Genomic DNA, 25,713 nt, shown 5'->3' on the forward strand with positions numbered 1-25,713 from the left:
TTTGCGGGCGGCGTCAGGCGATCTTGAAACGTGCTACCGATTGGCGCAGCTCTTCCGCCATGTGCGAAAGTTCGCGCACCTGCTGTGCCGTTGTGCGAGTGCCTTCGCCTGTCTGCTCAGTCACGGCAAAAATGTGCTGGATGTTGTCTGCCACCTCGTTGGCCAGAACGGCTTCGCGGGATGTCGAGGACGAAATCTGCTCAATCAGCTCAGCCAGGCGGCGCGACACACGATCAATTTCGGTCAGTGCGGTACCGGCGCTATCGGACAGGCGAGCCCCTTCCACCACGCCCTGCGTGGACCGCTCCATAGCTGCCACAGCATCCTGGGTGTCGGTCTGAATCGCTTTCACCAGAGCCGAGATCTGCCGCGTTGCATCAGCCGAGCGCTCAGCCAGCCGCTGCACTTCTTCGGCCACGACCGAGAATCCTCGGCCCGCATCACCCGCCGATGCAGCCTGAATGGCGGCATTCAGGGCCAGCACGTTCGTCTGCTCCGTAATGTCGGAAATCAGCTCGGTAATTTCACCGATCTCCTGCGACGATTCGCCAAGACGCTTGATCCGCTTGGACGTGTCCTGGATCTGGTCTCGAATCGAGTTCATACCACCGATGGCGTTTTGCACGGCCTGCAAGCCCGAGTCAGCCGCCTGCAGCGACTGACGCGCCACCGTGGCGGACTCCTGCGCCTGCATGGACACTTCGTTGATTCGGGTCGCCATGTCCAGCACGGACCGGCCGGTTTCATGAATTTCGCGCAACTGCTCGGTGGATGCGGCCAGCAGTTCGGTGGACGTACTGTCCACCTGGGCTGTCGTCTGTGCCACACGGGTTACGGTGTTTTGAACGCTGCCCACCAGCTGGCGCAACTCTTCCACTGTGTAGTTCACCGAGTCGGCGATGGCGCCGGTGATGTCTTCCGTCACAGTGGCTTCCTGTGTCAGATCACCCTCGGCAACCGATTGCAGCTCGTTCATCAACCGCAAAATGGCAGCTTGGTTAGCGTCGTTGACGCGCTTGGCCTCTTGCTCCTGACGCTTTGCATCCTTTTGCTGCACTTCAGCTGCCACCTGACGGCCCCGGCTGTCCAGCAGTTGCACACGGGAAATACCGATACCGCACAGCAGCACGAACACGCCAGCCAAGGCCAAGGCGGCAAATTGCCCCGCACCCAGGCCCGTCTGCGAAGAAAGCTTATCCTGCATGCCTTCCAGTTGGCGGCGCAGCGGCTCGCTGTCAGCAATGATCGACGACTGCCCTTCACGTGCGGAAACCAGCCCCTGCAAGTTGCCCAGAATGGCACTGGCCTGCGTGCGGGTCTGCTCATAGAGCTTGATCAAGCCTTCGAGCTGCTCACGCGTCTGCGCATCTTTGGTGGCGGACAGCCGCATTTCAGGACTTCCATCGAGCAGCCCCTTGGCAATTTCCTGGAAAGAATTCAAGTCCTTGCCCAGCAAGAACACGGCCTCAGGACTCACACCCTCCATGGTCTGGAACTCGTTGGCCGACTTGCCGATGCGTTGGGTCAACATCACCAGCTGGCCAGCCGCTGAAATTTCGGCCGCTGGTGCGTTTTGCTGCAGCTTGAGCGAAGACACGGTTTCCGCGATCTCCAGCAGATCAGCTGATTGGCGATTGATGGTGCGCAGCGCATCGCCCACCTGCGTCAGAATTTTCTGCTGTCCCATGACCACTTTGGCGTTACGTTCCGCGCGCTCTACGAGCGGAGTCACACTGTTCAGGTCGGACTCGAACTGTTCGCCAAGGGCCTGCACACCCAGCTCGCTATCGCCAGTGTTCAGCGCGCGCACATTGCGGGCCAGCACGCCAGAGCTTTCCACCACCTCCGGAAAAGCCTCAGCACTGCCCACCAGTGCCTGCGAAACCGACTTGGCAAGCCGCTGCGACTGCATCAGCGACTGACCGGTAGCGGCCAGCTGCTGTGCAGAGCGGTTCGCCTGCTGAAGCACCCAACCCGCAATCAATGCCAGCACCACCACACCAACGGCGAGCAATATGAGCAAACGCCGCTGGTGACCGGCCGCCGTGGAACTGCCCAGCAGCGGCAAGGAAATAAGGTCTTCGTCAGCGGCCGTGGTTGATGGTTCGGACGATGCGCCACCAGGATCACCCTGAACGCTGTTCATGGCATCGGTCTGATAAGAATCACGCAATGCGCTGGCATCCATGGAACCCGTCGCCAGGACATTCTGACTATCGTCCACCACATCGGCACCTAGCCCTGTATCTGGTTCCGTGGGCTTGCGATTGAACAGTTTTCCAAATTGATTCACAACGGACATGGTGCAGCCTTACAGAAAAACTCAAGCACTGATGCTCAGGAAAACAGGATTTTGGGACAGTATCTGGAGATTGATCTCTTGCCAGCGAGTCCCGCTCGAATCCACGTAGATGGTGCCAAAGAAGGCAGGCGCATCGTCGGCCGGAGGCTCCGACGAAACGAAGGCATCGGTGCCCCGCAGCCCCGCCAACCGATCTACCAGAAGGGCGGCATTGACTTCCAGCGCTGCATTGAAGGCAAGCAGACTGGCGTCAGACAGGTTTTGCTCGTTGCGCGTGACGGTTGACCCCAGCAGACCCGCCAGATCCACCACCCCCACAAGGCCTCCACGCAGGTTGGCAACACCAAGAAACCAATGTTGAGTGTAGGGAACCCGCTGAACTGCCACCCACGGGAAAATCTCACCCGATTGCCCCAGCGGCAACAAATAGGCCTGACCGGCAGCTTCTACCGCCAGCCAGGAGGAAACAGACACTCCCTCGCCCCTTGCAGCCTGAAGACGGCTGGCAAGACGGGTCTGGAGCTCTCGCAGTGCTTCGCGATTGGCCATGACCGCGCAAACGCCTTAGCTCAGCGCGTCAATCCTGGCCTGCAGCTCGGCCGCATCCACCGGCTTGGTGATGTAGCCGCGTGCGCCTTGGCGCATCCCCCAGACACGATCCGTCTCCTGATTCTTGCTGGTGCACATGATGATGGGCACATCGGCATAGAGAGGATCACGCGTGATGGCGCGGGTCAACTGGAATCCGTTTTGCCCCGGCATCACCACATCCATCAATATCAAATCAGGCTTTTCTTCTGCCAGCCGGTGAAAGGCCTCTTCGGCATTTTCAGCGGTACGCACTTGCATGCCCTTTTTCTGCAGCAAGTCGGTCAGAAACATCAACTCGGTCTTCGAGTCGTCAACGACCAGCACTTTCTGAATAGGCATTACATGGCTCCTTGTTGGGAATTACCAAATTGCTGCACCGCCTGCAACAACTGGTCTTTGGTAAAAGGTTTGGTGAGATATTCCTGGCAACCGACCATGCGGCCACGCGCTTTGTCAAATACGCCGTCCTTGGACGACAGCATGACCACCGGAGTATCGGCAAAACGGGCATTGCGCTTGATGATGGCGCAAGTTTGATACCCATCAAGCTTGGGCATCAGAATGTCACAGAAAATGAGCTGCGGTTGGTAGTCATTCACCTTGGCCAAGGCATCAAAGCCGTCATCTGCCAGCAGGACTTCATGCCCGCCCTGCTTGAGAAAAATTTCGGCGCTTCGGCGAATGGTATTGCTGTCATCCACCACGAGCACTTTGAAAGTTGCGCCTGTTGTAGTCAATTGTCACTGCTCCCGATGGAGAAAAACAAACAACGCAGCAGCACATGGTGCTAATGCGCCTCAAAATTGAACCATCTCGAAATCTTCTTTGCGCGCACCACATTCAGGGCAAGTCCAATTCATGGGAACCTGGTCCCAGGGAGTGTTGGGAGCAATGCCATGCTCAGGCGAACCTTTCGCCTCGTCATATATCCAACCGCAAATCAGACACATCCACGTTTTAGAGTCGATCACAGCTTAAGGGGCCTTCACATAGAATGCAACGATTGTATCTAGTCATCACACCGGGCTGCTGCTTCTGTGCCACCCTTATCGCTGAATCAGGCCCATGACATCACAAATTCTCCCTTCATCTGATATAGCGGACTTTGCCGATGAGGCATCGGACGAAGCCAGCCCCGCCTGTGTGCTGGTGTTCAATGCCAGCGACCCCAGCGGTGCGGGTGGCCTGACCGCCGATATCAGCACCATTGCGTCCGTGGGCGGACACCCCATTGCCGTTGTTACGGGTGCTTACGCCCGCGACACCGCCGAGATCTTCGACCACTTCAGCTTTGACGACGAGGCCGTGTCCGAGCAGGCGCGCGTTGTGCTGGAGGATTTGCCCGTGCAGGCCATCAAGGTCGGATTTGTGGGAAGCCCCGAAAACATCAGCGCCATTGCCGAGATCACCGCCGACTACGACGAGGTGCCCGTCATCGCCTACATGCCCAACCTTTCGTGGTGGCAGGATGACCTGATCGACCAGTACCTGGATGCCTTCCGCGAGTTGCTGTTGCCGCAAACTTCCGTTTTGGTGGGCAACCACAGTACGCTGTGGCGCTGGCTGCTTCCCGAATGGCGCGGCGACCGCAGCCCCACCGCACGCGACATCGCCCGGGCCGCCGCCGAAATGGGCGTGCCTTACACCCTGGTCACCGGCATCCCGCTGCCCGAACAGTTTGTCGAGAACGTGCTGGCCTCCCCCCAGACCGTGCTGGGCAGTGGCAAGTTCGAGCTGTTCGATGCCACGTTTTCCGGCGCCGGCGACACCCTCTCGGCCGCCCTGACGGCCCTGGTGGCCAGCGGCAACGACCTGGGCGAAGCCACCAGCGAGGCGCTGAGCTACCTGGACCGGTGCCTGGACGCCGGATTTCGCCCCGGAATGGGGCACATCATTCCCGATCGCATGTTCTGGGCCCAGCCCGATGACGAAGATGGCGATGCAGACGAACCCCTTGACGAAACACAGGCCCTCGAAGGCTTTGTGATGCCCCCCCATGACACCAAGCACTGACCTCAACATCCCCCTGTTCGAACGCGCCAAGGCGCTCATCCCTGGCGGCGTGAACTCGCCCGTGCGGGCCTTCAAGGCCGTGGGCGGCACGCCGCGCTTCGTCAAGCGCGCCCAAGGCGCGTATTTCTGGGACGCAAACGACCAGCGCTTCATCGACTACATCGGATCCTGGGGCCCGATGATCCTGGGCCACGGGCACCCGGCCGTGCTCGAAGCCGTGCAGAAAGCCGCGCTGGAAGGCTTCAGCTTTGGCGCCCCCACCGAGCGCGAGATCGAGCTGGCCGAAGAAATCCTGGGCCTGGTGCCCTCCATGGAGATGATCCGGCTGGTCAGCTCGGGCACCGAAGCCGGCATGAGCGCGATTCGCCTGGCGCGCGGCGCCACCGGCCGCAGCAAGCTCATCAAGTTCGAGGGCTGCTACCACGGCCATGCCGACGCGCTGCTGGTCAAGGCCGGCTCGGGCCTGGCCACCTTTGGCAATGCCACCAGCGCTGGCGTGCCGCCCGAGGTGGTGCAGCACACCATCGTGCTCGAATACAACAACATCCCGCAGCTCGAAAAAGCCTTCGCCCTGCACGGCAAGGAACTCGCCTGCCTGATGATCGAGCCCATCGCCGGCAACATGAACTTCGTGCGCGCCAGCGTGCCCTTCATGCGCCGCTGCCGCGAGCTGTGCACCGAATATGGCGCGCTGCTGGTCCTGGACGAAGTGATGACCGGCTTTCGCGTGGCCCTGGGCAGCGCACAAAGCCTGTATGCGCAAAGCATCCCGGGCTTCAAGCCCGACATCACGGTGCTGGGCAAGGTGATCGGCGGCGGCATGCCGCTGGCAGCCTTTGGTGCGTCGCGCGCCATCATGGAAAACCTCGCGCCGCTGGGCGCCGTGTACCAGGCCGGCACGCTGTCGGGCAACCCGGTGGCCACGGCCTGCGGCCTGGCCACGCTGCGCGAAATCCGAAAACCTGGCTTCTTTGATGCCCTGTCGGCCCGCACCCGCTCCCTCGCGGATGGCCTGGTTGCCGCCGCAGCCGCCGAAGGTGTGCCCTTCAGTGCCGACTGCGAGGGCGGCATGTTCGGCTTCTTCCTGCTGCCCCAGCTGCCGCAAAACTACGCACAGGTGCTGAAGACCGACGGCGTGCGCTTCAACCAGCTTTTCCATGGCCTGCTGGACCGCGGCGTTTACATCGCGCCCGCGCTCTACGAAGCCGGCTTTGTGAGCGCCGCCCACACGGCGCAGGACATTGCCGACACCGTGGCGATTGCCCGCGAGGTGTTCAAAACGCTCTCAAATTAAGAGCTGCTTGCGCTTATTGGATAAGCGCTACAGGCCAAAAACGCCTTAACTTTTTGTTCATCCACCCCGTGGCAGCGCACCGCATTGCCACGGGGTTTTTGCGTTGTGCATGCGTTCACGCGCCCGTCACAACCGCCTGTCAGCCTTGGCGGTTTTGTACGGCACGCCACCACCATGAAAACTCCTGTTCGCCCTACCTCCCACCCCATCCGCGACGCAGCCCCTGCCGATGAAGGCCGCCGCGTCTTCGTGCGCCAGCTGGCCCTGGGCGCCACGGCGCTCGGCACCTTGCCGCTGGCCGCCTGCGGTGGCAGCGACAACGACCCCGAAGTGCGCTTCGCCCACGGCGTGGCCAGTGGCGATCCACTGAGCGACCGCATCATGCTGTGGACCCGCGTCACGCCGCCTGCAGGCCACACCGCCGACATTCCAGTGCAGTGGGAGCTGGCCAGCGATGCCGCCTTCACCACCGTGGTTGCCAAAGGCGAGGTTCAAGCCACCGCCGCCAAGGACTTCACCGTCAAGGTCGATGCCACGGGCCTCAAGCCCGCCACAGCCTACCACTACCGATTCACCGCCTATGGCACCAAGTCGGCCGCAGCGCGCACCCGCACGCTGGCCACGGGCAGCATCGCGCAGGTCAAGCTGGCCGTGTTCTCGTGCGCCAATTACCCGGCGGGCTACTTCAACGTATACGCCGAGGCCGCGCGCCGCAACGACCTGGATGCCACCGTGCACCTGGGCGACTACCTGTATGAATACGCCCGCGGTGGCTACGCCTCGGCCAATGCCGAGCAGCTGGGCCGCCTGTCGCAGCCCGCCACTGAAATCCTCACGCTGGCCGACTACCGCGCGCGCCACGCACAGTACAAGACCGACCCCGACCTGCAGGCCCTGCATGCCGCCGCGCCCATGATCGCCGTGTGGGACGACCACGAGATCACCAACGACACCTGGGCCAATGGCGCCGAAAACCACCAAACCGCCACCGAAGGCAGCTTTGGCGTGCGCAAGGCTGCGGCATTGCAGGCCTACCACGAGTGGATGCCCACGCGCAACGCCCAGCCCGATCTCATCTACCGCAGCTTCAACTTCGGCAACCTGGTGGCGCTGCACATGCTGGACACACGCGTGGTCGGGCGCGATGAGCAGGCCGACTACACCCGCTTCATCACCGACAGCGGCTTTGACGCCGCCGGCTTTACCGCCGCCGTGGGCGCCCCCACCCGCCAGCTCCTGGGCGACACGCAGACCCAGTGGCTGCAACAGCAGATGGCCGCCTCCACCGCCACCTGGCAGGTGCTGGGCCAGCAGGTGCTGATGGGGCGCATGAACATTCCGGCGCCGATCCTGATCGGGACCATCCAGCCCGGCGCGGGCGTGACGGTGTCGGAATACGCGGCCATGGCAGCCAAGGCCCAGACAGCACCCGCCACGCTGACCGCCGCCGAGAAAGCCATCTTGGCCCAACCGTCGATTCCCTACAACCTCGACGCCTGGGACGGCTACCAGGCCGCCCGCGAAACCGTGCTGGGCACGGCCCGCAGCCTGGGCAAGAACCTGGTCGTGCTGTCGGGCGACACGCACAACGCCTGGGCCAATGAGTTGGCGGACATGAACGGCAACGCGGTGGGCGTGGAATTCGCCACCTCGTCGGTGTCGTCGCCGGGCTTTGAGGAATACCTGCCCAAGGAAGACCCGGCCATGCTGGCGGGCGCGCTCCAGCAGCTGATTGCCCCACTCAAATACTGCGACACCGCGCGCCGGGGCTACATGCTGGTGACGGCCACCGCCACCGAATGCCGCGCCGACTGGGTGTATGTGAACACCATCACCAGCCGCAGCTACACAGCCAGTACCGACAAGTCGCTCAAGGTGCTGGCCGGTGTCAGCGGACGCGGGCGCATCGTGGCGGTCTGACCGCCCGCGTTCCGCGCAGGCGCGCAGACAACAAAAAAGCGGCCAAGGCCGCTTTTTTCATGGGGTGATGAACCGCGCGCGGATATCAGTGCCTGAAATGGCGCACGCCGCTGAACACCATGGCCACACCGCGCTCGTTGGCGGCGTCAATCACTTCCTGGTCGCGCATGGAGCCGCCGGGCTGGATGACGCAGGTGGCGCCCGCATCGACCACCACATCCAGGCCGTCGCGGAAGGGGAAGAAGGCATCGCTGGCCACGGCCGTGCCCTGCAGGGTCAGGCCGGCGTGTTGCGCCTTGATGCTGGCGATGCGCGCGGAATCGAGGCGGCTCATCTGGCCTGCACCCACGCCCATGGTCATGCCGCCCTTGCAAAAGACGATGGCATTGCTCTTGACGTACTTGGCCACCTTCCACGCAAACAGCAGGTCTTGCATTTCTTCCAGCGAGGGCTGCTTGGTGGTGACCACCTTCAGGTCGGTCAGCGCCAGCTCGTGGTTGTCGGCCGTCTGCAGCAGCAGGCCCGAGCCGATGCGCTTGGCGTCCATGGCGTTGCGGCCGCGTTCCCAATCTGTCAGGTTCTGGGTCTTGCCACCGTGTGCGGGCAGCGCGATCTTGAGCAGGCGCACATTGGCCTTGCCCTTGAAGATCTCCAGCGCCTCGGCGGTGAAGTCGGGCGCCATGAGCACTTCCACAAACTGCTTGCTGACCTGGGCGGCCGCTGCACCATCGACCACGCGGTTGAACGCGATGATGCCGCCGAAGGCGCTGGTCGGGTCGGTCTGGAAGGCTTTGCTGTAGGCGCTCAATGCGTCCAGGCCCACGGCCACGCCGCAGGGGTTGGCGTGCTTGACGATCACGCAGGCAGCGGCCTCAAAGCTCTTCACGCATTCCCACGCTGCATCGGCGTCGGCGATGTTGTTGTATGAGAGCTCCTTGCCCTGCAGTTGCACACCGGTGACCAGCGAGCCTGGCGCGGGGTAGAGGTCGCGGTACAGCGCAGCCTGCTGGTGGCTGTTTTCGCCGTAGCGCAGGTCCTGCACCTTGGTGAAGATGCCGTTGCTCTGGCCGGGGAACTGGGTGCGCGTGGGCACGTAGGTTTCCGACAGTTTTTCTTCTTCGAACGTGACGGACGAGAGATAGTCGCTGATCGCGCCGTCGTACTGCGCTATGCGGTTGAACGCGGCCACCGACAGCGCAAAGCGCAGCTTGTCGCTGAGCTTTCCGCCCGACTTCAGTTCGGCCAGCACGGCCTCGTACTGGTCGGCCGAGGTGATCACGCCCACGTCCTTCCAGTTCTTGGCGGCGCTGCGCACCATGGCGGGGCCGCCGATGTCGATGTTCTCGATGGCGTCGGCCAGCGTGCAGCCGGCCTTGGCCACGGTGGCTTCAAAGGGATAGAGGTTGACCACCAGCAGGTCGATGGTGTCGATGCCGTGTTCCTTGAGCGCCGCCATGTGTTCGGGCAGCTCGCGGCGGGCCAGCAGGCCGCCGTGCACCTTGGGGTGCAGCGTCTTCACGCGGCCGTCCAGCATCTCGGGAAACTGGGTGACCTCGGCCACTTCGGTCACGGGCAGGCCCTTGTCGGCCAGCAGCTTGGCGGTGCCGCCGGTGGACAGCAGCTTGATGCCCAGCGCGTGCAGGGCTTGCGCGAATTCGACGATGCCGGTCTTGTCGGAGACGGAGATGAGTGCGTTCATGGTGTGGGTGGGGAGAGTTTGAATAAAAACAGGCTCTAGCGCTTATCCATCAAGCGTTAGTAGCTATAAATTAAATAGCAAATAACGCCATCATGTCAGAGCAGCTTGTGCTCGACCAGCTTCTTGCGCAGGGTGTTGCGGTTCAGGCCCAGCCATTCGGCGGCACGCGACTGGTTGTTGTCGGCCTGCTGCATCACCACTTCGAGCAGCGGCTTTTCGACCAGGCGGACCACCATGGTGTACATGCCGTCGGGCGTCTCGCCGCCCAGGTCGCGAAAGTAGCCTTGCAGGCTCTCGCGCACGGATTCTTCGATGTTTTTCTTGCTCATGCAGCCATTCCCTCTTGTTCTTCTGGTTCCGCATCCACGCCACTGCGGGCGGGCAGCCGGTCCATCTGTTGCGCAAGGGCATCCAGATAATCGGCCACGGCCTGCCACTGCGTGGTGCAGTCTTCTATCGTATTGATGTGTTGCCGCAAGGCCTCGCCCCCCGGCAAGGCCCGCAGGTACCAGGCAATGTGCTTGCGCGCGCTGCGCACGCCGGTACCTTCGCCATACAGGCTGTAGTGGTCTTGCAAATGGTCGAGCAGCAGGCGCCGCAGCTCGGCCACCAGCGGCGGCGCCAGGTGTTCGCCCGTGGCCAGGAAATGGCCTACCTCGCGAAAGATCCAGGGCCGGCCCTGGGCAGCGCGGCCGATCATGATGGCGTCCGCGCCGGTGGTGGCCAGCACATCGCGCGCCTTCTCGGGCGAGGTGATGTCGCCGTTGGCCACCACGGGCACCTTCACCGCCGCCTTGACGGCCGCGATGGTGTCGTATTCCGCCTGGCCCTTGTACCCTTGCTCGCGCGTGCGGCCGTGCACCGTGAGCATCTGGATACCCACGTTCTCAAATTGCCGCGCCAAGGCGACAGCGTTCTTGTGCTGCTGGCACCAGCCGGTGCGCATCTTCAGCGTGACGGGCACGTTAAAGGGAGCGCAGGCCTCGACCACCGCAGCGGCAATTTCCACCGCCAGGGCTTCGTTCTGCATCAGGGCAGAGCCTGCCCATTTGTTACAGACCTTCTTGGCCGGGCAGCCCATGTTGATGTCGATGATCTGCGCGCCGCGTTCCACGTTGTAGAGCGCGGCCTCGGCCATCATCTGCGCTTCGGTGCCGGCGATCTGCACGGCAATGGGCCCCGGCTCCCCTTCATGGTTGGCGCGGCGCGAGGTTTTCAGGCTGTTCCACAGGTCCTTGCGCGAGGTGACCATTTCACTCACCGCATAGCCCGCGCCCAGCGCCTTGCACAGCTGGCGAAACGGCCGGTCCGTGACACCCGCCATCGGGGCGACGAACAGGCGATTCGCCAAAGGGATGTGGCCGATCTGCATGAGGGAAGGGAATGGGCGTGCAGCGAATGCTGAAAAAGGAGGCGGCATTGTACCTGCTTAAATTTTCAGCAAACGAAATGGGCGCTCACGCCAGACAGAGGAAATAAATGGCCGGTCTCGCCCTCCATCCATCCACGCATGTCTTCTGACGCCAGCGCGCTGAGACCGCGTTCACGATCTCAGCGCGCCACCAAGTCCACTTCGGCCAGCGCCGGTTGCGGCGCGGCTTTCTGGGCAAAACGCCACCAGGCGTCCGGCAGGTTGTCGAACTGGTGGCGCGCCATGAGCGCGCGCAGCCACTGGCGGTTGTGCTGCACATCGGGCGAAAGATCCGCGTTGTAGCTGGCGGCGTTGGCGCCGCTCACCCCGGCGGGCGTTCCCATATCCACTGCCTCGCCTTCGGCCAGGGGGCCGCGCAGCACCTTGCTGGCACGCAAGCCGTCCACCACCTCCACCTGAACAGCCAGTGCACCCTGAGACGTCTGGCACGACGTCTTCAGCGCCAGCCCCTGGGCCTGCAACTCGCTGCGCACGCGCCCCACTGCTGCGCGCAGATGCTCACCACCGGCGCAGCCATCCACCGCGGCATCCCAGGCCATGGGCACCGGCGACAGTGTCGGTGCGGGCACGGCGGCCTGGGGGCTCTGGACACAGGCGGTCAGCCAGATGCCAGCGGCGAGCGAGAGCCAATACGCATGGTAGGGAAATGACGTTTGTTGGGGGTTGTTGTGCATCGCCAGCCTTCCGATATCTGCCAAAGGTTCGAGTTAGCTGACGATACGAACCCTGGCGCGCCCGGGCCGTGGCCAAACGGCGCAGCGCCGTGTAGGACGGCATCCTCAGGGCCCGCAGCACATGCGCTGCCGCCCTACACTTGCCGCCTATGGAAATCTGGATGCACCAACTGCTGCAGTGGCTGGCTTTGCCGCAGTTCGGTCTGGGCACGGTCTTTGTCGTGTCGTTCATCTCGGCCACGCTGCTGCCGATGGGCTCGGAGCCGGCGGTGTTCGGCCTCATCAAGCTCAACCCCGACCTGTACTGGCCCGCCATCGCCGTGGCCACGCTGGGCAACACGCTGGGCGGCGGCGTCAGCTGGTGGATGGGCCTGGGTGCGCACCGCGCCTGGGATGCGGCACGGCGCCACCGGCGCGCCGGCCACCCCGCCAGCGCCGATGCCACACCGGCGCGCGAGCTCAGCCGCACGGAGCGCCGCGCGCGCATCTGGCTGCGCAAATGGGGGGCCAAGACCTGTCTGCTGAGCTGGCTGCCCGTGGTGGGCGACCCGCTGTGCGCCGTGGCGGGCTGGCTGAAGCTGCCGTTCTGGCCCTGCCTGGCCTACATGGCGGTGGGCAAGTTCTTTCGCTACCTGCTCATGACCAGCATGCTGCTGTATTTCATGCCGGGACAACTGGCGATGTAACCGGCGCCCCGCCATCGTCCGGCGGCAGCAGCACGCTCCAGTCCACCGGCCGTGTGGTGTCCACATGCACTGTCAGCGCCTCTTCCGCGGGCGAGAGCGGCTGGGCCGCCGCCCATTGCGCTTCCAGCACCTGCACCGAGGCCTCCGATGCATCGCCGCCGGCCTGCTCGCGGCTGCGCACCCGCTCGCGCAGCACGGCAAGAGGCGCCTCGAACAACAGGATGCGGCACGGCACCTGCGCCTGCACCGCCAGCGCCATGAAGCGCTCGCGCATGGCCGGGTTCAGGAACGTGGCATCCACCAGCACGGTATAGCCCGCACCCAGCGCCCAGCGGGCCGCCTGCGCCAGGGCCTCGTGGGTGCGCAGCGAAACCTCGGCCGTGTAGATGCCGCCCGGCACCGCCGCGCTCGACGCCTGCGGCGCCAGGCCGAACAGCCGCTTGCGTTCCACATCGGCGCGAACGCGCACCACGCCGCGTTCGGCGATCAGCGCCTGCGACTGCGTGCTCTTGCCCGCGCCCGAGAAGCCATGGGCCAGCCACAGCTCCACCGCCCGGGGCTCTGTGAAGCGCTGCGCCAGCGCCAGATAGCGCTGCAGCTCCCGCAGGCTGGCGGCGCGCGCGTCGCCCCCACCCTCCCCCTCCACCTGCGCGAGCCGCAGGCCCGCCACGCGGGCGCGCACCAGGGCCCGGTACACGCGGTAGTACTGCAGCACCTGCAGACCGGCGTAGTCGCCCGTGCACTCCAGCCAGGCATTCAGAAAGCGCCAGGCCAGGTCGGCACGGCCGCGCGCCTCCAGGTCCATGGCCAGAAAGGCGATGTCGGCCACGCAGTCGATCCAGCGCAGCGCCGGGTTGAACTCGATCGCATCGAACAGCTGCGGCTGCCCATCAATCAGCACCAGATTGGCCAGGTGCAGGTCGCCATGGCATTCGCGCACGCGCCCGGACTGCAGGCGCTGCCGGAACACCTGCGCCAGCGCGGCGCCCTGCGCGGCACACCACTGCGCCACCTGGCGCAGCGCAGGGGCCATGTCTGGCAGGGCCTGCGCCACCAGCGGCTGCAGCGCCGCCAGGCAATCCTGCACCGGCGCCACCACGGCTTGGGCCGTGCCCCAGCCCTGCTCGGGCGTAGCCACCCCCGCCCCGGCGTGGAACTGCGCCACATGCTGCGCCAGAGCGTCGATGTGGCTGGGCAGCAGGCGCTGCTGCTCCAGCAGGTGGCTGAGCAGCGCCTCTTGCGCAAAGCGGCGCATGCGCACGGCGGGCTCCGCATCGGCCGTGGCTGCTTCGGCAGGGTGCAACCGCAGGCTGCCTGCGGAGCCACTCAGCGCCACCAGCCCCAAGTACAGCGCCGGCGCAGTGCGCCGGTTGATGCGCAGTTCTTCCTCGCAGGCGGCGCGCCGCAGCGCGGGGGTGCTGAAGTCCAGAAAATCCAGTTTCAGGGGCTTCTTGAACTTATAGACAAAGTCGCCCGCCAGCAGCAGCCAGGAGATATGGGTTTCGATCCACTCCATGGTGCCGGTGGGGTGGCCAAAGGCCTCGGGGCTGCGCTGCAACTGGCGCAGGCGCTGCTCAGCAGCGGAATAGGCCTCGGCAAGGGATTCAGGATGCATGGGCCAACGCTCCGTCAGGGGGTGCGCACCTTCACGCGGGCACCGTCAGTCAGCGCAGCGGGCGGGTAGACCACCACCTGCGCACCCGCCTGCAGCCCCTCTTTCACCCAGGCGTGGGTGCTGCCGCGCGCCTCCAGCACCACCGGCGTGCGCCGTGCCCGGCCACCATCGATCACAAACACCGCCATGCGCGGCGCGGGGGTATCCGCCATGGGGGCCGATGCGGCGGCGTCGCTGGCGGGCAGCGGGAACAGCGCGCTCACGGGCACCAGCGTGGCGTCTGGCGCCTCGCGGGTGAGCACACGCGCCACCACGCGGTAGCCGTCGCCCAGCGCCGCCCACTGCGCGGGCGGGCTGGTCAGGTCTATCAGCACGTTGACCCGCTGTTCTTCCACGCCCAGCGCCGACACCTTGGTGAACGCCGCCGGCTCCACGCTGCGCACACGTCCTTGCAACACGCCCGGCCCACCCCAGCGCTCGATGCGCACGGGGCTGCCGGGGCGCACCTGCAGCGCATCGGTGGACAGCAGCGGCGCCACCACTTCGAGCTGCGCGGTGTCGCCCACCTCGACCAGCACCGTGCCCAGCGCTACCACGCCCTCGCTGGTCTGCGCCACGCGCAGCACGCGGCCGGCCACGGGGGACAGCACCTCAAAGGCCTTGGCCGACGGGGCGCTGCCGGGCCGCTGCACCACGTCGAGCGCCGCGCGCGCCTGGGCCAGATCGGCGCGTGCCACCTGCTGGTCCTGCACTGCGGCGTCGGTGTCTTTGTCGGCCGCCTGCAGCGCCAGGCGCTCGGTATCGAGCCGCGTGGGGGCCACAAAGCCTTGCTGCGCCAGCTGCTCGCTGCGGCGCAGGTCGTTGCGGGCCTGCTCCTGCGCCACGCGGCTGCGCTCGATGCGCACGGCGGCGCGCTGCACATTGGCCTGGGCGGCGGTGACGCGCGCCTGCTGCTCGCGCAGGCTGCGCTCGTCCAGCAACGCGGGCATGGCGGGGGTGATACGCGCCACCACGTCGCCCGCCTGCACCGCGTCGCCCTCGCGCAGCGCGATACGCGCCAGCCGCCCGGCCAGCGGGGCCGAGATGCTGTAGCGGTCGCGCAGGCGGGCCTTGGCGTCTTCGTCGATACCGGCCTCAAAGCGGCCCTGCACTACGGCGGCGGCCTCCACCTGCAGTGGCCGGGGAGCAAACGTCCACGCCAGCAATGCGCCCAGCACCACCAGTGCACCCACGCCCAGCATCACCGTCTTCTTTTGCATTGCCCAGTTCCTGTTGCCTGCATTGTCGGCATTGTTGGCCGCATGTCATTCGCGCGTCTTGAGCGCAGCCACCATGTCCAGCCGGTCGATCTGCCGGCGCACCACGAGGGCGCTGGCCACGCCGGCCACCACCACGCACAGGCCCGCCCAGGCATAGGTGCGCGCACTGATGACCACCGGAAACAGAAACTGGTCGTTCTTGAGCAGCTCCACCAGCAAGTGCACCAGCCCCCAGCCCATGGCCATCCCCAATGGCAGCGCCAGCGCGATGCCAATCGCCAACTCGCCCAGCAGCAGTGCCGACACCTCGCCGCGCGTAAAGCCCAGCACGCGCAGGCTGGCCAGCTCCCAGGTGCGCTCGGCCAGCGCAATGCGTGCATTGTTGTAGACCACACCCACCGCAATCACGGCCGCGAACAGCGTGAGGATGGTGCTCATGATGCGCACATTGCGCGCACTCACATCCTGCATGTTGCGCAGCAGCGTGGCCTTGCTGAAAGCGCCCGCCACGCGCGGCAAGGCCTTGGTGGCCTCCAGAAAGCGCGCCTCAGAGCCGGGCTCCAGCGCCACGTCAAACTGCGAGGCCACATCGCCCTCTTGCAGCCAACGGTTGAGCACATCGCGCTGCACATAGGCGTTCAGGCCCATCATTTCGCGCACGGTGGCCTGCACCGGCACTTGCAGCGTGCGCTGGCGGCCCTCCAGCACCTCTACGCGCACGCTGTCGCCCACGCGCACCCCGAGCTTGTCGGCCAGGCGGTCGGTGAACAGCAGGCCGGCTTCGGGCACGGGGCTCTGGCGGCCATCCACGTCAATGACGCGCAGCAGTTGCGCATCCGGCGCCACGCCTTCCAGCCCCACCCGCTCGCTGCGGTGGCCATAGCCCATGCGCACCGCCACGCTGCGCGTGGGCTCCACGCCCGTCACCCCCGGCAGGCGCGCCAGCTGCAGGCGGGCCAGGGCATCCACCGGCTCGGTCATCCACACATTCACATCGCTGCGCATCGCGAGGTGAAAGGTGGTGTCCACAATATGGTCGATGGCATCGCGAAAGAAGTTGCCCATCACCACAATGGCCACCGCCGCCGCCGTGCCACCAATGGTGAGCGTGGTGCGCAGCGGCTTGCGTTCCATGTTGCGCAGAATCATGCGCAGCCCGGCTGGAATGCGGCGCACCCCCAGGCGCTCCAGCACCGTGCGGTGGTACTGGCCCGGGGCCGGCGGGCGCATGGCCTCGGCCGGCACCAGGCGCACCGTGGCCCCAATGGCGCTGAGCGTGCCCAGCAGGGCCGTGGTGCCCGTCACCCCCGCGCCCACCAGAATCAGCCACGGCGCGATGCGGTGCTCGAACACCGGAAAGAAGAAAAACTCGGCGTACAACCCGGTCAGCATCGTCCCCAGCCAGTGGCCCAGCGCCACGCCCAGTACCAGCCCCACCACCACGATCACGGCCACCAGCTTGAGGTAATGCCCGGCAATGGCCGCATTGGCATAGCCCAGCGCCTTGAGCGCGGCGATCTGCTCGCGTTGCGTGGCCACCAGGCGCGACAGCACCACGTGCAGCAAGAAGGCCGCCACGGCCAGAAAGATGGCGGGCAGCAGGGTGCCCATCACGCGCTGCTCCTTGATCTCGTTGTCGAGCATGGCGTGCGATGCCTGGTCCTCGCGGCCGCGGGCGTCGCGCCCGCCGTAGGGCGCCAGCAAGCGCGAGAGGCCATCGAGCACGGCGGGCTCTGACGCCTGCGGCGCCAGCTTGACGGCCACGCGGTTGAACGCGCCCTGCATGTCGTAGGCCGCGGCCAGCGCCTCGCGGTCCACCCAGAACACGCCGAAGCCGCGCAGGTCGGGCATGCCCGCCATGCCCGCAAAGATGTATTCGGGCGACAGCGCCGTGCCCACAATGCGCAGGGTGCGGCGCTTGCCATTAACCAGCGCAAGCAGCTCGTCGCCCGGGTGCAGGCCGCGCACGCGGGCAAAACCTTCGGACACCAGCGCATCGATGGCGCTGTCGCTGCGGCCCTGCCCCGCACCGGGCGGCGCCAGCGCCCGGCCGCTGCGCACCGTGACCTGGTTCATGCGCGGCGGCTGGCGCAGGTCCACGCCAATCAGCTGGCCGATGATGGGATCGACCAGCCCGGCGATCTCCACGCGGACCACCTGCTCCACCGTCACCTGCACGTCAGCCACGCCGGGCACGCCGCGCAGCACGTCGGCCAACGCCAGCGGCGCGCGCTTGACGGCGGCAAACGCATCGGCAAAGTGGCCCTGGGCATAAAACCGGTCACGCGCCAGCGCGAGCGAATCCACCGCCGACAAGGTGGTGATGAAGCCGCCCAGGCCGCTGGCCACCACCAGCGCGATGGTGAGGGCCTGGCTCCACATGCGGCGCAGGTCGCGCAGCAGTTTGCGGTCGAGGGCTTTCATCTTTTTTGCCGCCGGGCCGCCCCAAGGCAAAAAGCGACCCCCGTGGGGGGCAGCGGACCCCGCGCAGCGGACAAGCGTGGGGGCGTTGTTTTTTTCACCATGACAGCTCCGAAGGCGAGAGCCGGTGCGCGTTGCGCTCGATGCGCTGAATGGTGCCGTCCACCAGATAGACCACACGGTCGGCCATGGCGGCGATGGCCGCGTTGTGCGTGATGACCACGGCCGTGGTGCCCAGCTCGGCGTTGATGCGGGCGATCACCTCCAGAACCATCTTGCCGGTCTGGTAGTCGAGCGCGCCCGTGGGCTCGTCGCACAGCAGCACATCGGGGCGCTTGACGATGGCGCGGGCAATCGCCACGCGCTGCTGCTCGCCGCCCGACAGCTGCGCCGGAAAGTGGTGCTGGCGCGGCGTCAGCCCCACCAGCGCAATCGCCTCGTCGATGGGCATGGGGTGCGGCGCGATGTCGGTGACCAGGGCCACGTTTTCACGCACCGTCAGGCTGGGAATCAGGTTGTAGAACTGGAAGACAAAGCCCACATGCTCGCGCCGGTAAGCGGTGAGCTCGCTCTCGCTGGCGCCGCTCAGGGCGTGGTCGGCAAAACGCACCTCGCCGCTGGTGGGCACATCCAGCCCGCCCAGGATGTTGAGCAACGTGGACTTGCCACTGCCCGAGGCGCCCAGCAGCACCACGAACTCGCCGCGCACGATGTCGAGGTTGACGTCGTGCAACGCGCGCACCTGCACCTCGCCCGTCTGGTAGGTCTTGCACAAATTGCGCGCATGGAACACCACCACGGCACCATACGGCACAGGGCGCGCGGGGGTTGGGTCAACCAGGGCATCGGGCATGGAGGGCAGCGCTGCGCGCCGGACATCAGGACAATGCCGGACAGTGTGGACGCTGCCTGATGCGTGTCAACCACCCTGGGTCAAGCAAAGAACACGCCACCGCAGCAGCCGCGTGAACCCGCCTTGCGGGAAGCGCCCACCGCTCACCCGGTCCACGGCCAATAGCGCCCCATTTTCACTATTAAAACAATAGCTACTAGCGCTTACCCCATAAGCGCTAGAGGCACTTTTATATCAAATTACCAGGCGCTGCAGCCTGTGTCTTTGTAGAGGTCGCCTACCTGTGCCTGCGGCTTACTTGTTTGAGCCAGAGTAGAGCCATGGCTTGAGCCACCGAGTCAGTTGCGGCGCCACAACCCAAGTCATCAAACCGACCACCAGTATGGTGATCAGCAGAATGCGAGCCCATAACGGCCAAGGCGCCAGCAAATCGCCCAGTGCCAGGAACAGCACGTAAACCGTAGGAAAGATGCCCAGCCAGGTGACAACGGCCACCTTCCATCGCGGCGGGGGCACCTGCTTGGACTCGCCGCGCGGCAAAAACCAATGCGCCAAACCCGAAACATGCCGGATCAGGGCCTGGCCCTCGATGAACGGGGCTGCTGCTGCCAACCCAAGGGATCGGGCTGGCGAGTTCTGCCACAAATCAAGATTGGCTTCGCTGTCAAATGCCATCACAACATGGTGCAAGCTGTCATTGACACCCTGTTCATCGCCAGGGCGAACCAGGTGAGCGCCCAAATAGCCCTTGAACGTTGCCGCAGTGGCAATGATTTGATCCATCACGCGTTCAAACTCCACCTCATACTCAGGCTTGACCTGCCGACTGATCAAAACGGTTACAGCTTGCATGGCAGTGAGTCTCAGACGTTGAACAGGAAATTCAGCACATCGCCGTCTTTCACCACATATTCCTTGCCTTCTGCGCGCATCTTCCCGGCGTCCTTGGCGCCCTGCTCTCCCTTGTAGGCAATGAAGTCCTCAAAAGCAATGGTCTGCGCGCGGATGAAGCCGCGTTCAAAGTCGCCGTGGATCACGCCGGCGGCCTGCGGGGCGGTGTCGCCAATGTGGATGGTCCAGGCGCGCACTTCCTTCACGCCGGCGGTGAAATAAGTCTGCAACCCCAGCAGCTTGAACGCACCACGGATCAGACGGGCCAGGCCGGGCTCGGTCTGGCCCATTTCGGCCAGGAACATGTCGCGGTCTTCGTCGCTCATCTCGGCCATTTCGGCTTCCATCTTGGCGCAAATGGCCACCACGGGGGCGTTCTGGCTGGCCGCGTATTCCTTCAGGCGATCGAGGAACGGGTTGTTCTCGAAGCCGTCTTCACTCACATTGCCCACGAACATCGCCGGTTTGGCGGTGATGAGGCACAGGGACTTGAGCAGGGGCTGCTCTTCCTTGGTGATTTCCACGCTGCGTGCCGGCTTGCCTTCGTTGAGCGCGGCCTGGATGCGCGTGAGCAGCGCCACCAGCTTGGCGGCGTCCTTGTCGTTGCCCGACTTGGCGGCCTTGGTGTAGCGGTTGAGCGCCTTCTCGACGGTGCCCATGTCGGCCAGACACAGCTCGGTCTGGATGACCTCGATGTCGGAAATCGGGTCCACCCGGCCCGCGACGTGGATCACGTTGTCGTCTTCAAAGCAGCGCACCACATTGACAATGGCGTCGGTTTCGCGGATATGGGCCAGAAACTGGTTGCCCAGGCCTTCGCCCTGGCTGGCGCCAGCCACCAGGCCGGCAATGTCCACAAATTCAACAATGGCCGGGACGATGCGCTCCGGATGAATGATCTCGGCCAGCTGCTGCAGGCGCGGATCGGGCACTTCCACCACGCCCACATTGGGCTCAATGGTGCAGAAGGGGTAGTTTTCGGCGGCAATGCCGGCCTTGGTCAGCGCGTTGAAAAGGGTGGACTTGCCGACGTTGGGCAGGCCCACGATGCCGCATTGGAGGCTCATGGAAAATCCTTTATGAATCAACCCCTTTCGCACCATCGAGCCCAACACGGGTGTGGTGGAGGTGCCCGATCCGCGCGTTTGGCGAATGGCCGGCAATCACAGCGAACCGGGTGTCGGAATCTATGATTTTTGAGGACTTGGTCCTCGTTTTGCCAAGGGGAAACTGATGCCGATTGTACTGATCAGCGAATCTTTGCTACGTCGAAGCACCGTGGCTGACGGGCGGTTTCTCTGCGACCGCCTGCTATCCGGGTTTTGCATTCAGATGCCCAAACGAGCAAAGCCACGGGCGCGCGTCCTCCAGCATTCTGATCTGCCGTCCGGAAAACTGCGATGAACAAGCTGGCTAAACGCTAACGCGACTTGCTGAATCTGGCGCTCTACGCGGGCTTGAGACGCAATGAATGCAGGTCGCCAGGGCGATGTGGAGAGTCCTGAACCACACGCACCCAGGACCGCCGTGCTGCACCGTCACTGAGTTGGCTTGGGTGTTGAGGATGGGATGACCACCTCGACAGCGCTTAGTGCGAGCGTGACAAGCCGCCCCACGCGATGGCCAATAGAGGGCTCCACCTGATAATCTGCCGGGGCCCACCCAGGGACGACCGCCTGCGTGGGTCGAGCCTGCGTGGCAAGCACTACATTCTTTTGGAGAAAAACTATGGTCTCTGCACTGATAACTGTTGTTGCCAGGTTGGCCGTTGGCATGCTGCTGCTTGCGGGCAGCCATGCCATGGCATCGGGCTCCTTGGCCATCGACACCCTACAGGGCGAGAAATACGGTTTTTCCTTCAACCACCCCAACATGGATCAGGCCGATCAGCGCGCCTTGCGCGAATGCGGTGCGGACTGTTCCGTCGTGCTGCGCTTCGCCGGCCAATGCGGCGCCTACGCCGCCGACTTGGCCAAGGGCTCCAACGCCTATGGGTGGGGCACAGGCAACACCAGCTCCAACACCCAGGCGCGGGCCATGTCGGAATGCCGGGCCAGAGGCGGCTCCAGCTGCAAGGTACGCGCATGGGGCTGCGATGCCAAGGTGTCGTCCACGCCGCAGACCACAACCCTGCCCCCCGCCCAGGTCGCACGTCCACCCACACCTCAAGATAGCAACAAGGCGACCGCCGGCGGCTTCCCCCTGCTGGGCGAGTGGTTGGTGGACTATGTGTCCCAGACCAGCTACACCGCCACCGGCACTTTGCGCGTGACAGAGAGCCTGGGCAATGACAGCTTTCGCGGGGTGCTGGTGCTGGCCTATGTCGCTACATCGGGCGAGTCCAAACGGGTGCAGCAGGACGCGACCATCACCGTACGGGGCGACACCGTGACCGTCAACGCCAGCAACCCGGTCTACCTGCTGGGATCCGGGGTGTACTACCCCGACAACTACACCCTCGTCATCGCCAGCCCCAACCTGATGCGTGGTCAAAACTCCGACGCAAAGGGTTTGAGCGGCGCCGTGGTGATCAGCAGGAAGTAGCACCCGCCGCTTACCTCGGTTTACGGCCTGGCGGGACAGCATGACAGACACGAGCACCTGAGGGCCTGCGCCCCGCCGGACCACGACTCCGCACAGTGGGGCAAACGCCTGCGCGCTGCTCCCCCCTTTGCTGCGAGATCAACAGCGATAGGGCCAGCTTCGCCGATCTGCAGCCCTCGGACGACTTATAGGCCGCGTCGAAAGCGGCCGAAGAAATTAGCGGCTGTCCTGATGGACTACTTTCACGCATAAAGCAAATAGTCTTGCCCGCCTGCTCCAGCACATCACTCGGCTACGCCCCGCCTGCACTGCGACCGACAACGGCCATCGTAGGATGGCCTTTGTGGTTCTCCGCATTTTTGTCCTGGCTTTGTATGCCGCGCCCTGAAAGCGCGTGATCCTGCTGGGGTCCTCAGCCCATCCTGCCTGCGAGATACTTTTCGGCGGCAATGCCGGCCTTAGTCAGGGCGTTGAAAAGGGTGGCCTTGCCGAGGTTGCCCCATTGGAGGCTCTTGGCAGGACTTTCTGGTTTTCTTTACGGACCTGGGGGCAAAGCCCCCTCCGTTCATTTGAAAGGCACATCCGCCGCAATGGACTGGCCCACCCGCAGCACCTGCCCGGCCCCCTGCCGCACGATGGCATTCATGCCGAAGGTGACGGCGCCGCCCAGGCGCTCGTCCTGCCGGTAGGTCTGCAGGGTGTCGGCCACAGCCGGGCTGCTTTGTGCGGTGGCCGGATCGATATTGGGGATGGGGCAGCGCGAACAGGGCTTGACGGGCTGCAAATGCACCTCGTGCCCCCCAGCATCCACACGCACCATGTCCACACGGTCTTCATCGTGCGCCCCGAAGCCCGCCAGCACCACATTGGGCCGAAAACGCTCCATACCCACCCCCTCCTGCCCGGTGGCCGCCAGCCGTGCATTCAGCTCCGCCAGCGATGCCTCGCTGGTCACGAGCAGCGGAAACGCGTCCGCAAACTGATTGGGCGCCTCCACCCCCTCGGTCCAGTCCATGCTCGACAGGCGGCGGTAATCCGGATCAAACCGCACCAGGCTGCAGGGCTGCCCCAGAAAATCGCTGAACCATTGTGCAGCCAGTGGGCCCATGTCCCAGGCGGGCACGGTGTCCTCCCATACCGTGACGGTGGCGGGGCCTTCCACGGCATCGATGGCCACATGCAGCGCCAGCATGCCCGGCGCGCGCAGCACCAGTTCCGAGGTTTTGAGCTGGGGGCGGATCAGCGCCATGCGAGGCAATGTGCGCTGGGTCAAAAACACGCCCTCTGCATCGACCACCATCCAGGCACGGTCCAGATCCAGGCCCGTATCGGTGAGCAGAGCCTCTTGCACCGCGATGCCCGCGCAGGACTTGACCGGGTACACAAACAAGCGCGAGATCGTGCCGGACAGATCGGAATCAGGAAGGGAAGTCACGCGGGGAAGCTCCAGTCAGCGGCGCCATGGGCCGGATGGGCCATTTTGCCCCGCCTGCTGACCGGTGGCCCCCTCCTACAATGCCGCCATGGCGAAAACCTTTGACATCTGTATCCGTGGCGCCGGCGTGGTGGGCCGCACCCTGGCCTTGCTGCTCGCCCGCGAGAGGCTGCGCGTGGCCCTGGTGGCTGCGCCCGCTCCTTCGTTGGCGCCCGCGGGCGACGTGCGGGCCTACGCACTGAACGCAGCATCGCGCCAGTTGCTCGATTCATTGCGCAGCTGGCCAGATCCGGCCCATGCCACGGCAATTACCCAGATGCAGGTTTTTGGCGACCAGGGAGGCGCCGTGCGCTTTGATGCCACCACGCAGGGCGTTGATGCACTGGCCTGGATCGTGGACGTTCCCGCACTCGAAGCCCGCCTGGCGGAAGCCGTGCGCTACCAGCCCCAGGTCGAGGTGGTTTCCGAGCCGGTGCCGGCAACCCTCACCGTGGTGTGCGAAGGCCGAGCCAGCCGCACCCGTAGCGAGTTTGGCGTGGCCTTCGAGGTGACCGCCTACGAGCAGCACGCCATCGCCACCCGGCTGGCCTGCGAATCCCCCCACGGCCAAGTCGCCCGCCAGTGGTTTTTGCCCGACGGCATCCTGGCCTTTTTGCCGCTGGACGGCGCGCAGGGGAACTCTGTGGCAGTGGTGTGGTCTGTTCTCAAGGAACAGGTGCCGCAGTTGCTGGCGCTGGCGCCGCAGGAATTTGCCCAGCGCCTCGAAGCCGCCAGTCAGGGTGCGCTGGGAACGCTGCAATTGCAGGGCGAACGTGCCGCATGGCCCCTGCAACAGGCGCAGGCCAACCGCTGGTGCGGCGCCTTGCCAGCCCAGGGCAGCCAGGCACGCAGCTGGGTGCTGGCCGGCGATGCAGCGCACAACGTGCATCCACTGGCCGGGCAGGGGCTGAACCTGGGACTGGCTGATGCGCAGGCCCTGGCCCGCGTGCTGCATGGGCGCGACTACTGGCGCAGCGTGGCCGACCTGCGCTTGCTGCGCAGTTACGAGCGCGAGCGCAAGGCGGCCATGCTGCCCATGGGGCTGGCCACTGACGGACTGCAGCAACTTTTTGCGCGCACCGAAGGGCCTTGGCAGGCGCTGCGCAACTGGGGCATGAAGGGCTTCGAGCACAGCGGCCCCCTTAAAGATTGGATGGCCCGCCAGGCCATGGGAACCCACTGATACCCGCGGCTGCAAACGCAGCCGCCGCGACAACACCGAACGAGAACACGATGCAATTGATTCCCACCCTGCTGGCTGCAGCCACTTTCGCCCTGAGCTTTACCGCCTCCGCCCAGGAAGCCGCCATCCGTAAAACGCTGGCCGAACGCATTCCGCAAATGGAAAAAATCGACGAGGTCCGCACCACGGCCATGCCGGGCCTGTATGAAGTGCGCATCGGCACCGACCTTTTCTACACCGATGCCAAGGGCAACTACGTCATCCAGGGCGAACTGATCGACACCAAGGCACGCCGCAACCTGACCGAAGACCGCATCAACAAACTCACTGCGGTGGATTTTGCGGCGTTGCCCCTGAAGGATGCCTTCACCATCGTGCGTGGCGATGGCAAACGCAAGCTGGCGGTGTTTGAAGACCCGAACTGCGGCTATTGCAAGCGTTTCGAGCGAGACCTGCAAAACGTGGACAACATCACGGTCTATCTGTTTCTGTATCCCATCCTGAGCCCCGACTCAGCAGAAAAATCCCGCAACATCTGGTGCGCCAAAGACAGGGCGACCACCTGGCACGACCTCATGCTGCGCGACAAGACGCCCAACACGGCCAGCTGCGACACCAGTGCCCTGCAGCGCAATCTTGCATTCGGCAAAAAATACAAGATCACCGGGACCCCCACGCTGATTTTTGCGAACGGCGCGCGCGTTCCCGGCGCCATCAGCGCCCAGGATGTGGAAAAGCGCCTGGCGGAAGCCGGCGGCGCCCCGAGCAGCAACTGAGTTCATGCGAGGGGGCACCCCCTCCCTCCCCTTCGAGCCCCAGAGACCCCACGGGTGACGTGCGCACCAGCACCAGGCACCCGCCT

23 protein-coding genes are annotated in these 25,713 nt (G+C 64.8%); 7 read left to right on the plus strand and 16 right to left on the minus strand.

Going from position 1 to position 25,713, the window contains the following annotated elements:
- Positions 1-13 precede the first annotated feature (13 nt).
- Genes CCX87_RS14580 through CCX87_RS14600 form a run of 5 tightly spaced genes read right to left on the minus strand, consistent with a single transcriptional unit; the run spans position 14 to position 3,864 of the window.
- A complete protein-coding gene (locus tag CCX87_RS14580) occupies positions 14-2,302 on the minus strand; it encodes a methyl-accepting chemotaxis protein (protein ID WP_087747417.1) in 2,289 nt (762 codons plus the stop codon).
- A gap of 21 nt (positions 2,303-2,323) precedes the next feature.
- Positions 2,324-2,851 carry a chemotaxis protein CheW gene (locus tag CCX87_RS14585; protein WP_087747418.1) on the minus strand — a complete coding sequence of 176 codons (528 nt, stop codon included), beginning with the start codon at positions 2,849-2,851 and terminating at the stop codon, positions 2,324-2,326.
- Between the two features lie 15 nt (positions 2,852-2,866).
- Complete coding sequence (locus CCX87_RS14590) at positions 2,867-3,232, minus strand: response regulator (protein ID WP_087747420.1); 366 nt, start codon at positions 3,230-3,232, stop codon at positions 2,867-2,869.
- Complete coding sequence (locus tag CCX87_RS14595) at positions 3,232-3,630, minus strand: response regulator (protein ID WP_086911440.1); 399 nt, start codon at positions 3,628-3,630, stop codon at positions 3,232-3,234. The genes CCX87_RS14590 and CCX87_RS14595 overlap by 1 nt, the downstream gene beginning before the upstream one ends.
- 60 nt (positions 3,631-3,690) lie before the next feature.
- Positions 3,691-3,864, minus strand: coding sequence for a rubredoxin (locus tag CCX87_RS14600; protein ID WP_087747422.1), 174 nt, complete (start codon positions 3,862-3,864; stop codon positions 3,691-3,693).
- Between the two features lie 94 nt (positions 3,865-3,958).
- On the opposite strand from CCX87_RS14600, the gene thiD reads away from it, so the two are divergent.
- From thiD to CCX87_RS14615, 3 genes are all read left to right on the plus strand, one after another.
- Positions 3,959-4,906 (plus strand): bifunctional hydroxymethylpyrimidine kinase/phosphomethylpyrimidine kinase, encoded by a 948-nt coding sequence (gene thiD / locus CCX87_RS14605; protein ID WP_087747424.1) that lies wholly within the window; start codon positions 3,959-3,961, stop codon positions 4,904-4,906.
- Entirely contained in the window at positions 4,890-6,200 is a 1,311-nt protein-coding gene (gene hemL / locus CCX87_RS14610; protein ID WP_087747427.1) for a glutamate-1-semialdehyde 2,1-aminomutase, read from the plus strand. Before thiD ends, hemL begins: the two co-directional genes overlap by 17 nt.
- 174 nt (positions 6,201-6,374) lie before the next feature.
- Positions 6,375-8,120 (plus strand): alkaline phosphatase D family protein, encoded by a 1,746-nt coding sequence (locus tag CCX87_RS14615; RefSeq protein WP_087747429.1) that lies wholly within the window; start codon positions 6,375-6,377, stop codon positions 8,118-8,120.
- Between the two features lie 85 nt (positions 8,121-8,205).
- Here the strand turns inward: CCX87_RS14615 and purH are convergent, their stop codons facing one another.
- The 4 genes from purH to CCX87_RS14635 all read right to left on the minus strand — a co-directional run bounded on the left by purH (position 8,206) and on the right by CCX87_RS14635 (position 11,925).
- Positions 8,206-9,819, minus strand: coding sequence for a bifunctional phosphoribosylaminoimidazolecarboxamide formyltransferase/IMP cyclohydrolase (gene purH / locus CCX87_RS14620; RefSeq protein ID WP_087747431.1), 1,614 nt, complete (start codon positions 9,817-9,819; stop codon positions 8,206-8,208).
- Positions 9,820-9,914: 95 nt separating this feature from the next.
- A complete protein-coding gene (locus tag CCX87_RS14625) occupies positions 9,915-10,148 on the minus strand; it encodes a Fis family transcriptional regulator (protein WP_087747432.1) in 234 nt (77 codons plus the stop codon).
- On the minus strand, positions 10,145-11,191 hold the full coding sequence (gene dusB, locus CCX87_RS14630; RefSeq protein ID WP_087747434.1) for a tRNA dihydrouridine synthase DusB: 1,047 nt from the start codon (positions 11,189-11,191) through the stop codon (positions 10,145-10,147). The genes CCX87_RS14625 and dusB overlap by 4 nt, the downstream gene beginning before the upstream one ends.
- A gap of 179 nt (positions 11,192-11,370) precedes the next feature.
- Entirely contained in the window at positions 11,371-11,925 is a 555-nt protein-coding gene (locus CCX87_RS14635) for a M15 family metallopeptidase (protein ID WP_087747436.1), read from the minus strand.
- 161 nt (positions 11,926-12,086) lie between these two features.
- Between CCX87_RS14635 and CCX87_RS14640 the strand changes: the two genes are divergently transcribed.
- The gene (locus CCX87_RS14640) at positions 12,087-12,611 is read left to right on the plus strand and encodes a YqaA family protein (protein ID WP_087748369.1); all 525 of its coding nucleotides are present in this window, start codon (positions 12,087-12,089) and stop codon (positions 12,609-12,611) included.
- Here the strand turns inward: CCX87_RS14640 and CCX87_RS14645 are convergent.
- The 6 genes from CCX87_RS14645 to ychF form a co-directional block, all read right to left on the minus strand.
- Positions 12,586-14,226, minus strand: coding sequence for a bifunctional aminoglycoside phosphotransferase/ATP-binding protein (locus CCX87_RS14645; protein ID WP_087747438.1), 1,641 nt, complete (start codon positions 14,224-14,226; stop codon positions 12,586-12,588). The genes CCX87_RS14640 and CCX87_RS14645 overlap by 26 nt on opposite strands.
- Before the next feature lie 14 nt (positions 14,227-14,240).
- Positions 14,241-15,485, minus strand: coding sequence for an efflux RND transporter periplasmic adaptor subunit (locus tag CCX87_RS14650; protein ID WP_087747440.1), 1,245 nt, complete (start codon positions 15,483-15,485; stop codon positions 14,241-14,243).
- A 45-nt stretch (positions 15,486-15,530) separates the two neighbouring features.
- Positions 15,531-17,909 carry an ABC transporter permease gene (locus CCX87_RS14655; protein WP_087747441.1) on the minus strand — a complete coding sequence of 793 codons (2,379 nt, stop codon included), beginning with the start codon at positions 17,907-17,909 and terminating at the stop codon, positions 15,531-15,533.
- A gap of 94 nt (positions 17,910-18,003) precedes the next feature.
- Positions 18,004-18,759 (minus strand): ABC transporter ATP-binding protein, encoded by a 756-nt coding sequence (locus CCX87_RS14660; protein ID WP_087747443.1) that lies wholly within the window; start codon positions 18,757-18,759, stop codon positions 18,004-18,006.
- 294 nt (positions 18,760-19,053) lie between these two features.
- Positions 19,054-19,611, minus strand: coding sequence for an antibiotic biosynthesis monooxygenase (locus CCX87_RS14665; protein WP_087747447.1), 558 nt, complete (start codon positions 19,609-19,611; stop codon positions 19,054-19,056).
- A gap of 11 nt (positions 19,612-19,622) precedes the next feature.
- Positions 19,623-20,717, minus strand: a complete 1,095-nt coding sequence (gene ychF / locus CCX87_RS14670) for a redox-regulated ATPase YchF (protein ID WP_087747450.1) — start codon at positions 20,715-20,717, stop codon at positions 19,623-19,625.
- Positions 20,718-21,378: 661 nt separating this feature from the next.
- On the opposite strand from ychF, the gene CCX87_RS14675 reads away from it, so the two are divergent.
- The gene (locus tag CCX87_RS14675; protein ID WP_198314719.1) at positions 21,379-22,194 is read left to right on the plus strand and encodes a DUF4189 domain-containing protein; all 816 of its coding nucleotides are present in this window, start codon (positions 21,379-21,381) and stop codon (positions 22,192-22,194) included.
- A 565-nt stretch (positions 22,195-22,759) separates the two neighbouring features.
- Here the strand turns inward: CCX87_RS14675 and CCX87_RS14680 are convergent.
- Positions 22,760-23,629 (minus strand): MOSC domain-containing protein, encoded by an 870-nt coding sequence (locus CCX87_RS14680; protein ID WP_087747452.1) that lies wholly within the window; start codon positions 23,627-23,629, stop codon positions 22,760-22,762.
- A gap of 88 nt (positions 23,630-23,717) precedes the next feature.
- Here CCX87_RS14680 and CCX87_RS14685 point away from each other — a divergent pair, with 88 nt between their 5' ends.
- A complete protein-coding gene (locus CCX87_RS14685) occupies positions 23,718-24,851 on the plus strand; it encodes an FAD-dependent monooxygenase (protein WP_087748373.1) in 1,134 nt (377 codons plus the stop codon).
- A 50-nt stretch (positions 24,852-24,901) separates the two neighbouring features.
- Complete coding sequence (locus tag CCX87_RS14690; RefSeq protein WP_087747454.1) at positions 24,902-25,627, plus strand: DsbC family protein; 726 nt, start codon at positions 24,902-24,904, stop codon at positions 25,625-25,627.
- Positions 25,628-25,713: the final 86 nt, after the last annotated feature.

Source organism: Acidovorax sp. T1 (assembly GCF_002176815.1).
GTDB lineage: Bacteria > Pseudomonadota > Gammaproteobacteria > Burkholderiales > Burkholderiaceae_C > Acidovorax.

Coding starts and splice junctions, on each gene's coding strand:
- CCX87_RS14615 (WP_087747429.1), top strand. CDS start 6,375: ATGAAAACTCCTGTTCGCCCTACCTCCCACCCCATCCGCGACGCAGCC.
- CCX87_RS14660 (WP_087747443.1), bottom strand. CDS start 18,759: ATGCCCGATGCCCTGGTTGACCCAACCCCCGCGCGCCCTGTGCCGTAT.
- CCX87_RS14640 (WP_087748369.1), top strand. CDS start 12,087: ATGCACCAACTGCTGCAGTGGCTGGCTTTGCCGCAGTTCGGTCTGGGC.
- hemL (WP_087747427.1), top strand. CDS start 4,890: ATGACACCAAGCACTGACCTCAACATCCCCCTGTTCGAACGCGCCAAG.
- CCX87_RS14665 (WP_087747447.1), bottom strand. CDS start 19,611: ATGCAAGCTGTAACCGTTTTGATCAGTCGGCAGGTCAAGCCTGAGTAT.
- CCX87_RS14635 (WP_087747436.1), bottom strand. CDS start 11,925: ATGCACAACAACCCCCAACAAACGTCATTTCCCTACCATGCGTATTGG.
- CCX87_RS14580 (WP_087747417.1), bottom strand. CDS start 2,302: ATGTCCGTTGTGAATCAATTTGGAAAACTGTTCAATCGCAAGCCCACG.
- CCX87_RS14585 (WP_087747418.1), bottom strand. CDS start 2,851: ATGGCCAATCGCGAAGCACTGCGAGAGCTCCAGACCCGTCTTGCCAGC.
- dusB (WP_087747434.1), bottom strand. CDS start 11,191: ATGCAGATCGGCCACATCCCTTTGGCGAATCGCCTGTTCGTCGCCCCG.
- CCX87_RS14625 (WP_087747432.1), bottom strand. CDS start 10,148: ATGAGCAAGAAAAACATCGAAGAATCCGTGCGCGAGAGCCTGCAAGGC.
- CCX87_RS14685 (WP_087748373.1), top strand. CDS start 23,718: ATGGCGAAAACCTTTGACATCTGTATCCGTGGCGCCGGCGTGGTGGGC.
- CCX87_RS14645 (WP_087747438.1), bottom strand. CDS start 14,226: ATGCATCCTGAATCCCTTGCCGAGGCCTATTCCGCTGCTGAGCAGCGC.
- CCX87_RS14655 (WP_087747441.1), bottom strand. CDS start 17,909: ATGAAAGCCCTCGACCGCAAACTGCTGCGCGACCTGCGCCGCATGTGG.
- thiD (WP_087747424.1), top strand. CDS start 3,959: ATGACATCACAAATTCTCCCTTCATCTGATATAGCGGACTTTGCCGAT.
- CCX87_RS14590 (WP_087747420.1), bottom strand. CDS start 3,232: ATGCCTATTCAGAAAGTGCTGGTCGTTGACGACTCGAAGACCGAGTTG.
- ychF (WP_087747450.1), bottom strand. CDS start 20,717: ATGAGCCTCCAATGCGGCATCGTGGGCCTGCCCAACGTCGGCAAGTCC.
- purH (WP_087747431.1), bottom strand. CDS start 9,819: ATGAACGCACTCATCTCCGTCTCCGACAAGACCGGCATCGTCGAATTC.
- CCX87_RS14650 (WP_087747440.1), bottom strand. CDS start 15,485: ATGCAAAAGAAGACGGTGATGCTGGGCGTGGGTGCACTGGTGGTGCTG.
- CCX87_RS14675 (WP_198314719.1), top strand. CDS start 21,379: ATGGTCTCTGCACTGATAACTGTTGTTGCCAGGTTGGCCGTTGGCATG.
- CCX87_RS14690 (WP_087747454.1), top strand. CDS start 24,902: ATGCAATTGATTCCCACCCTGCTGGCTGCAGCCACTTTCGCCCTGAGC.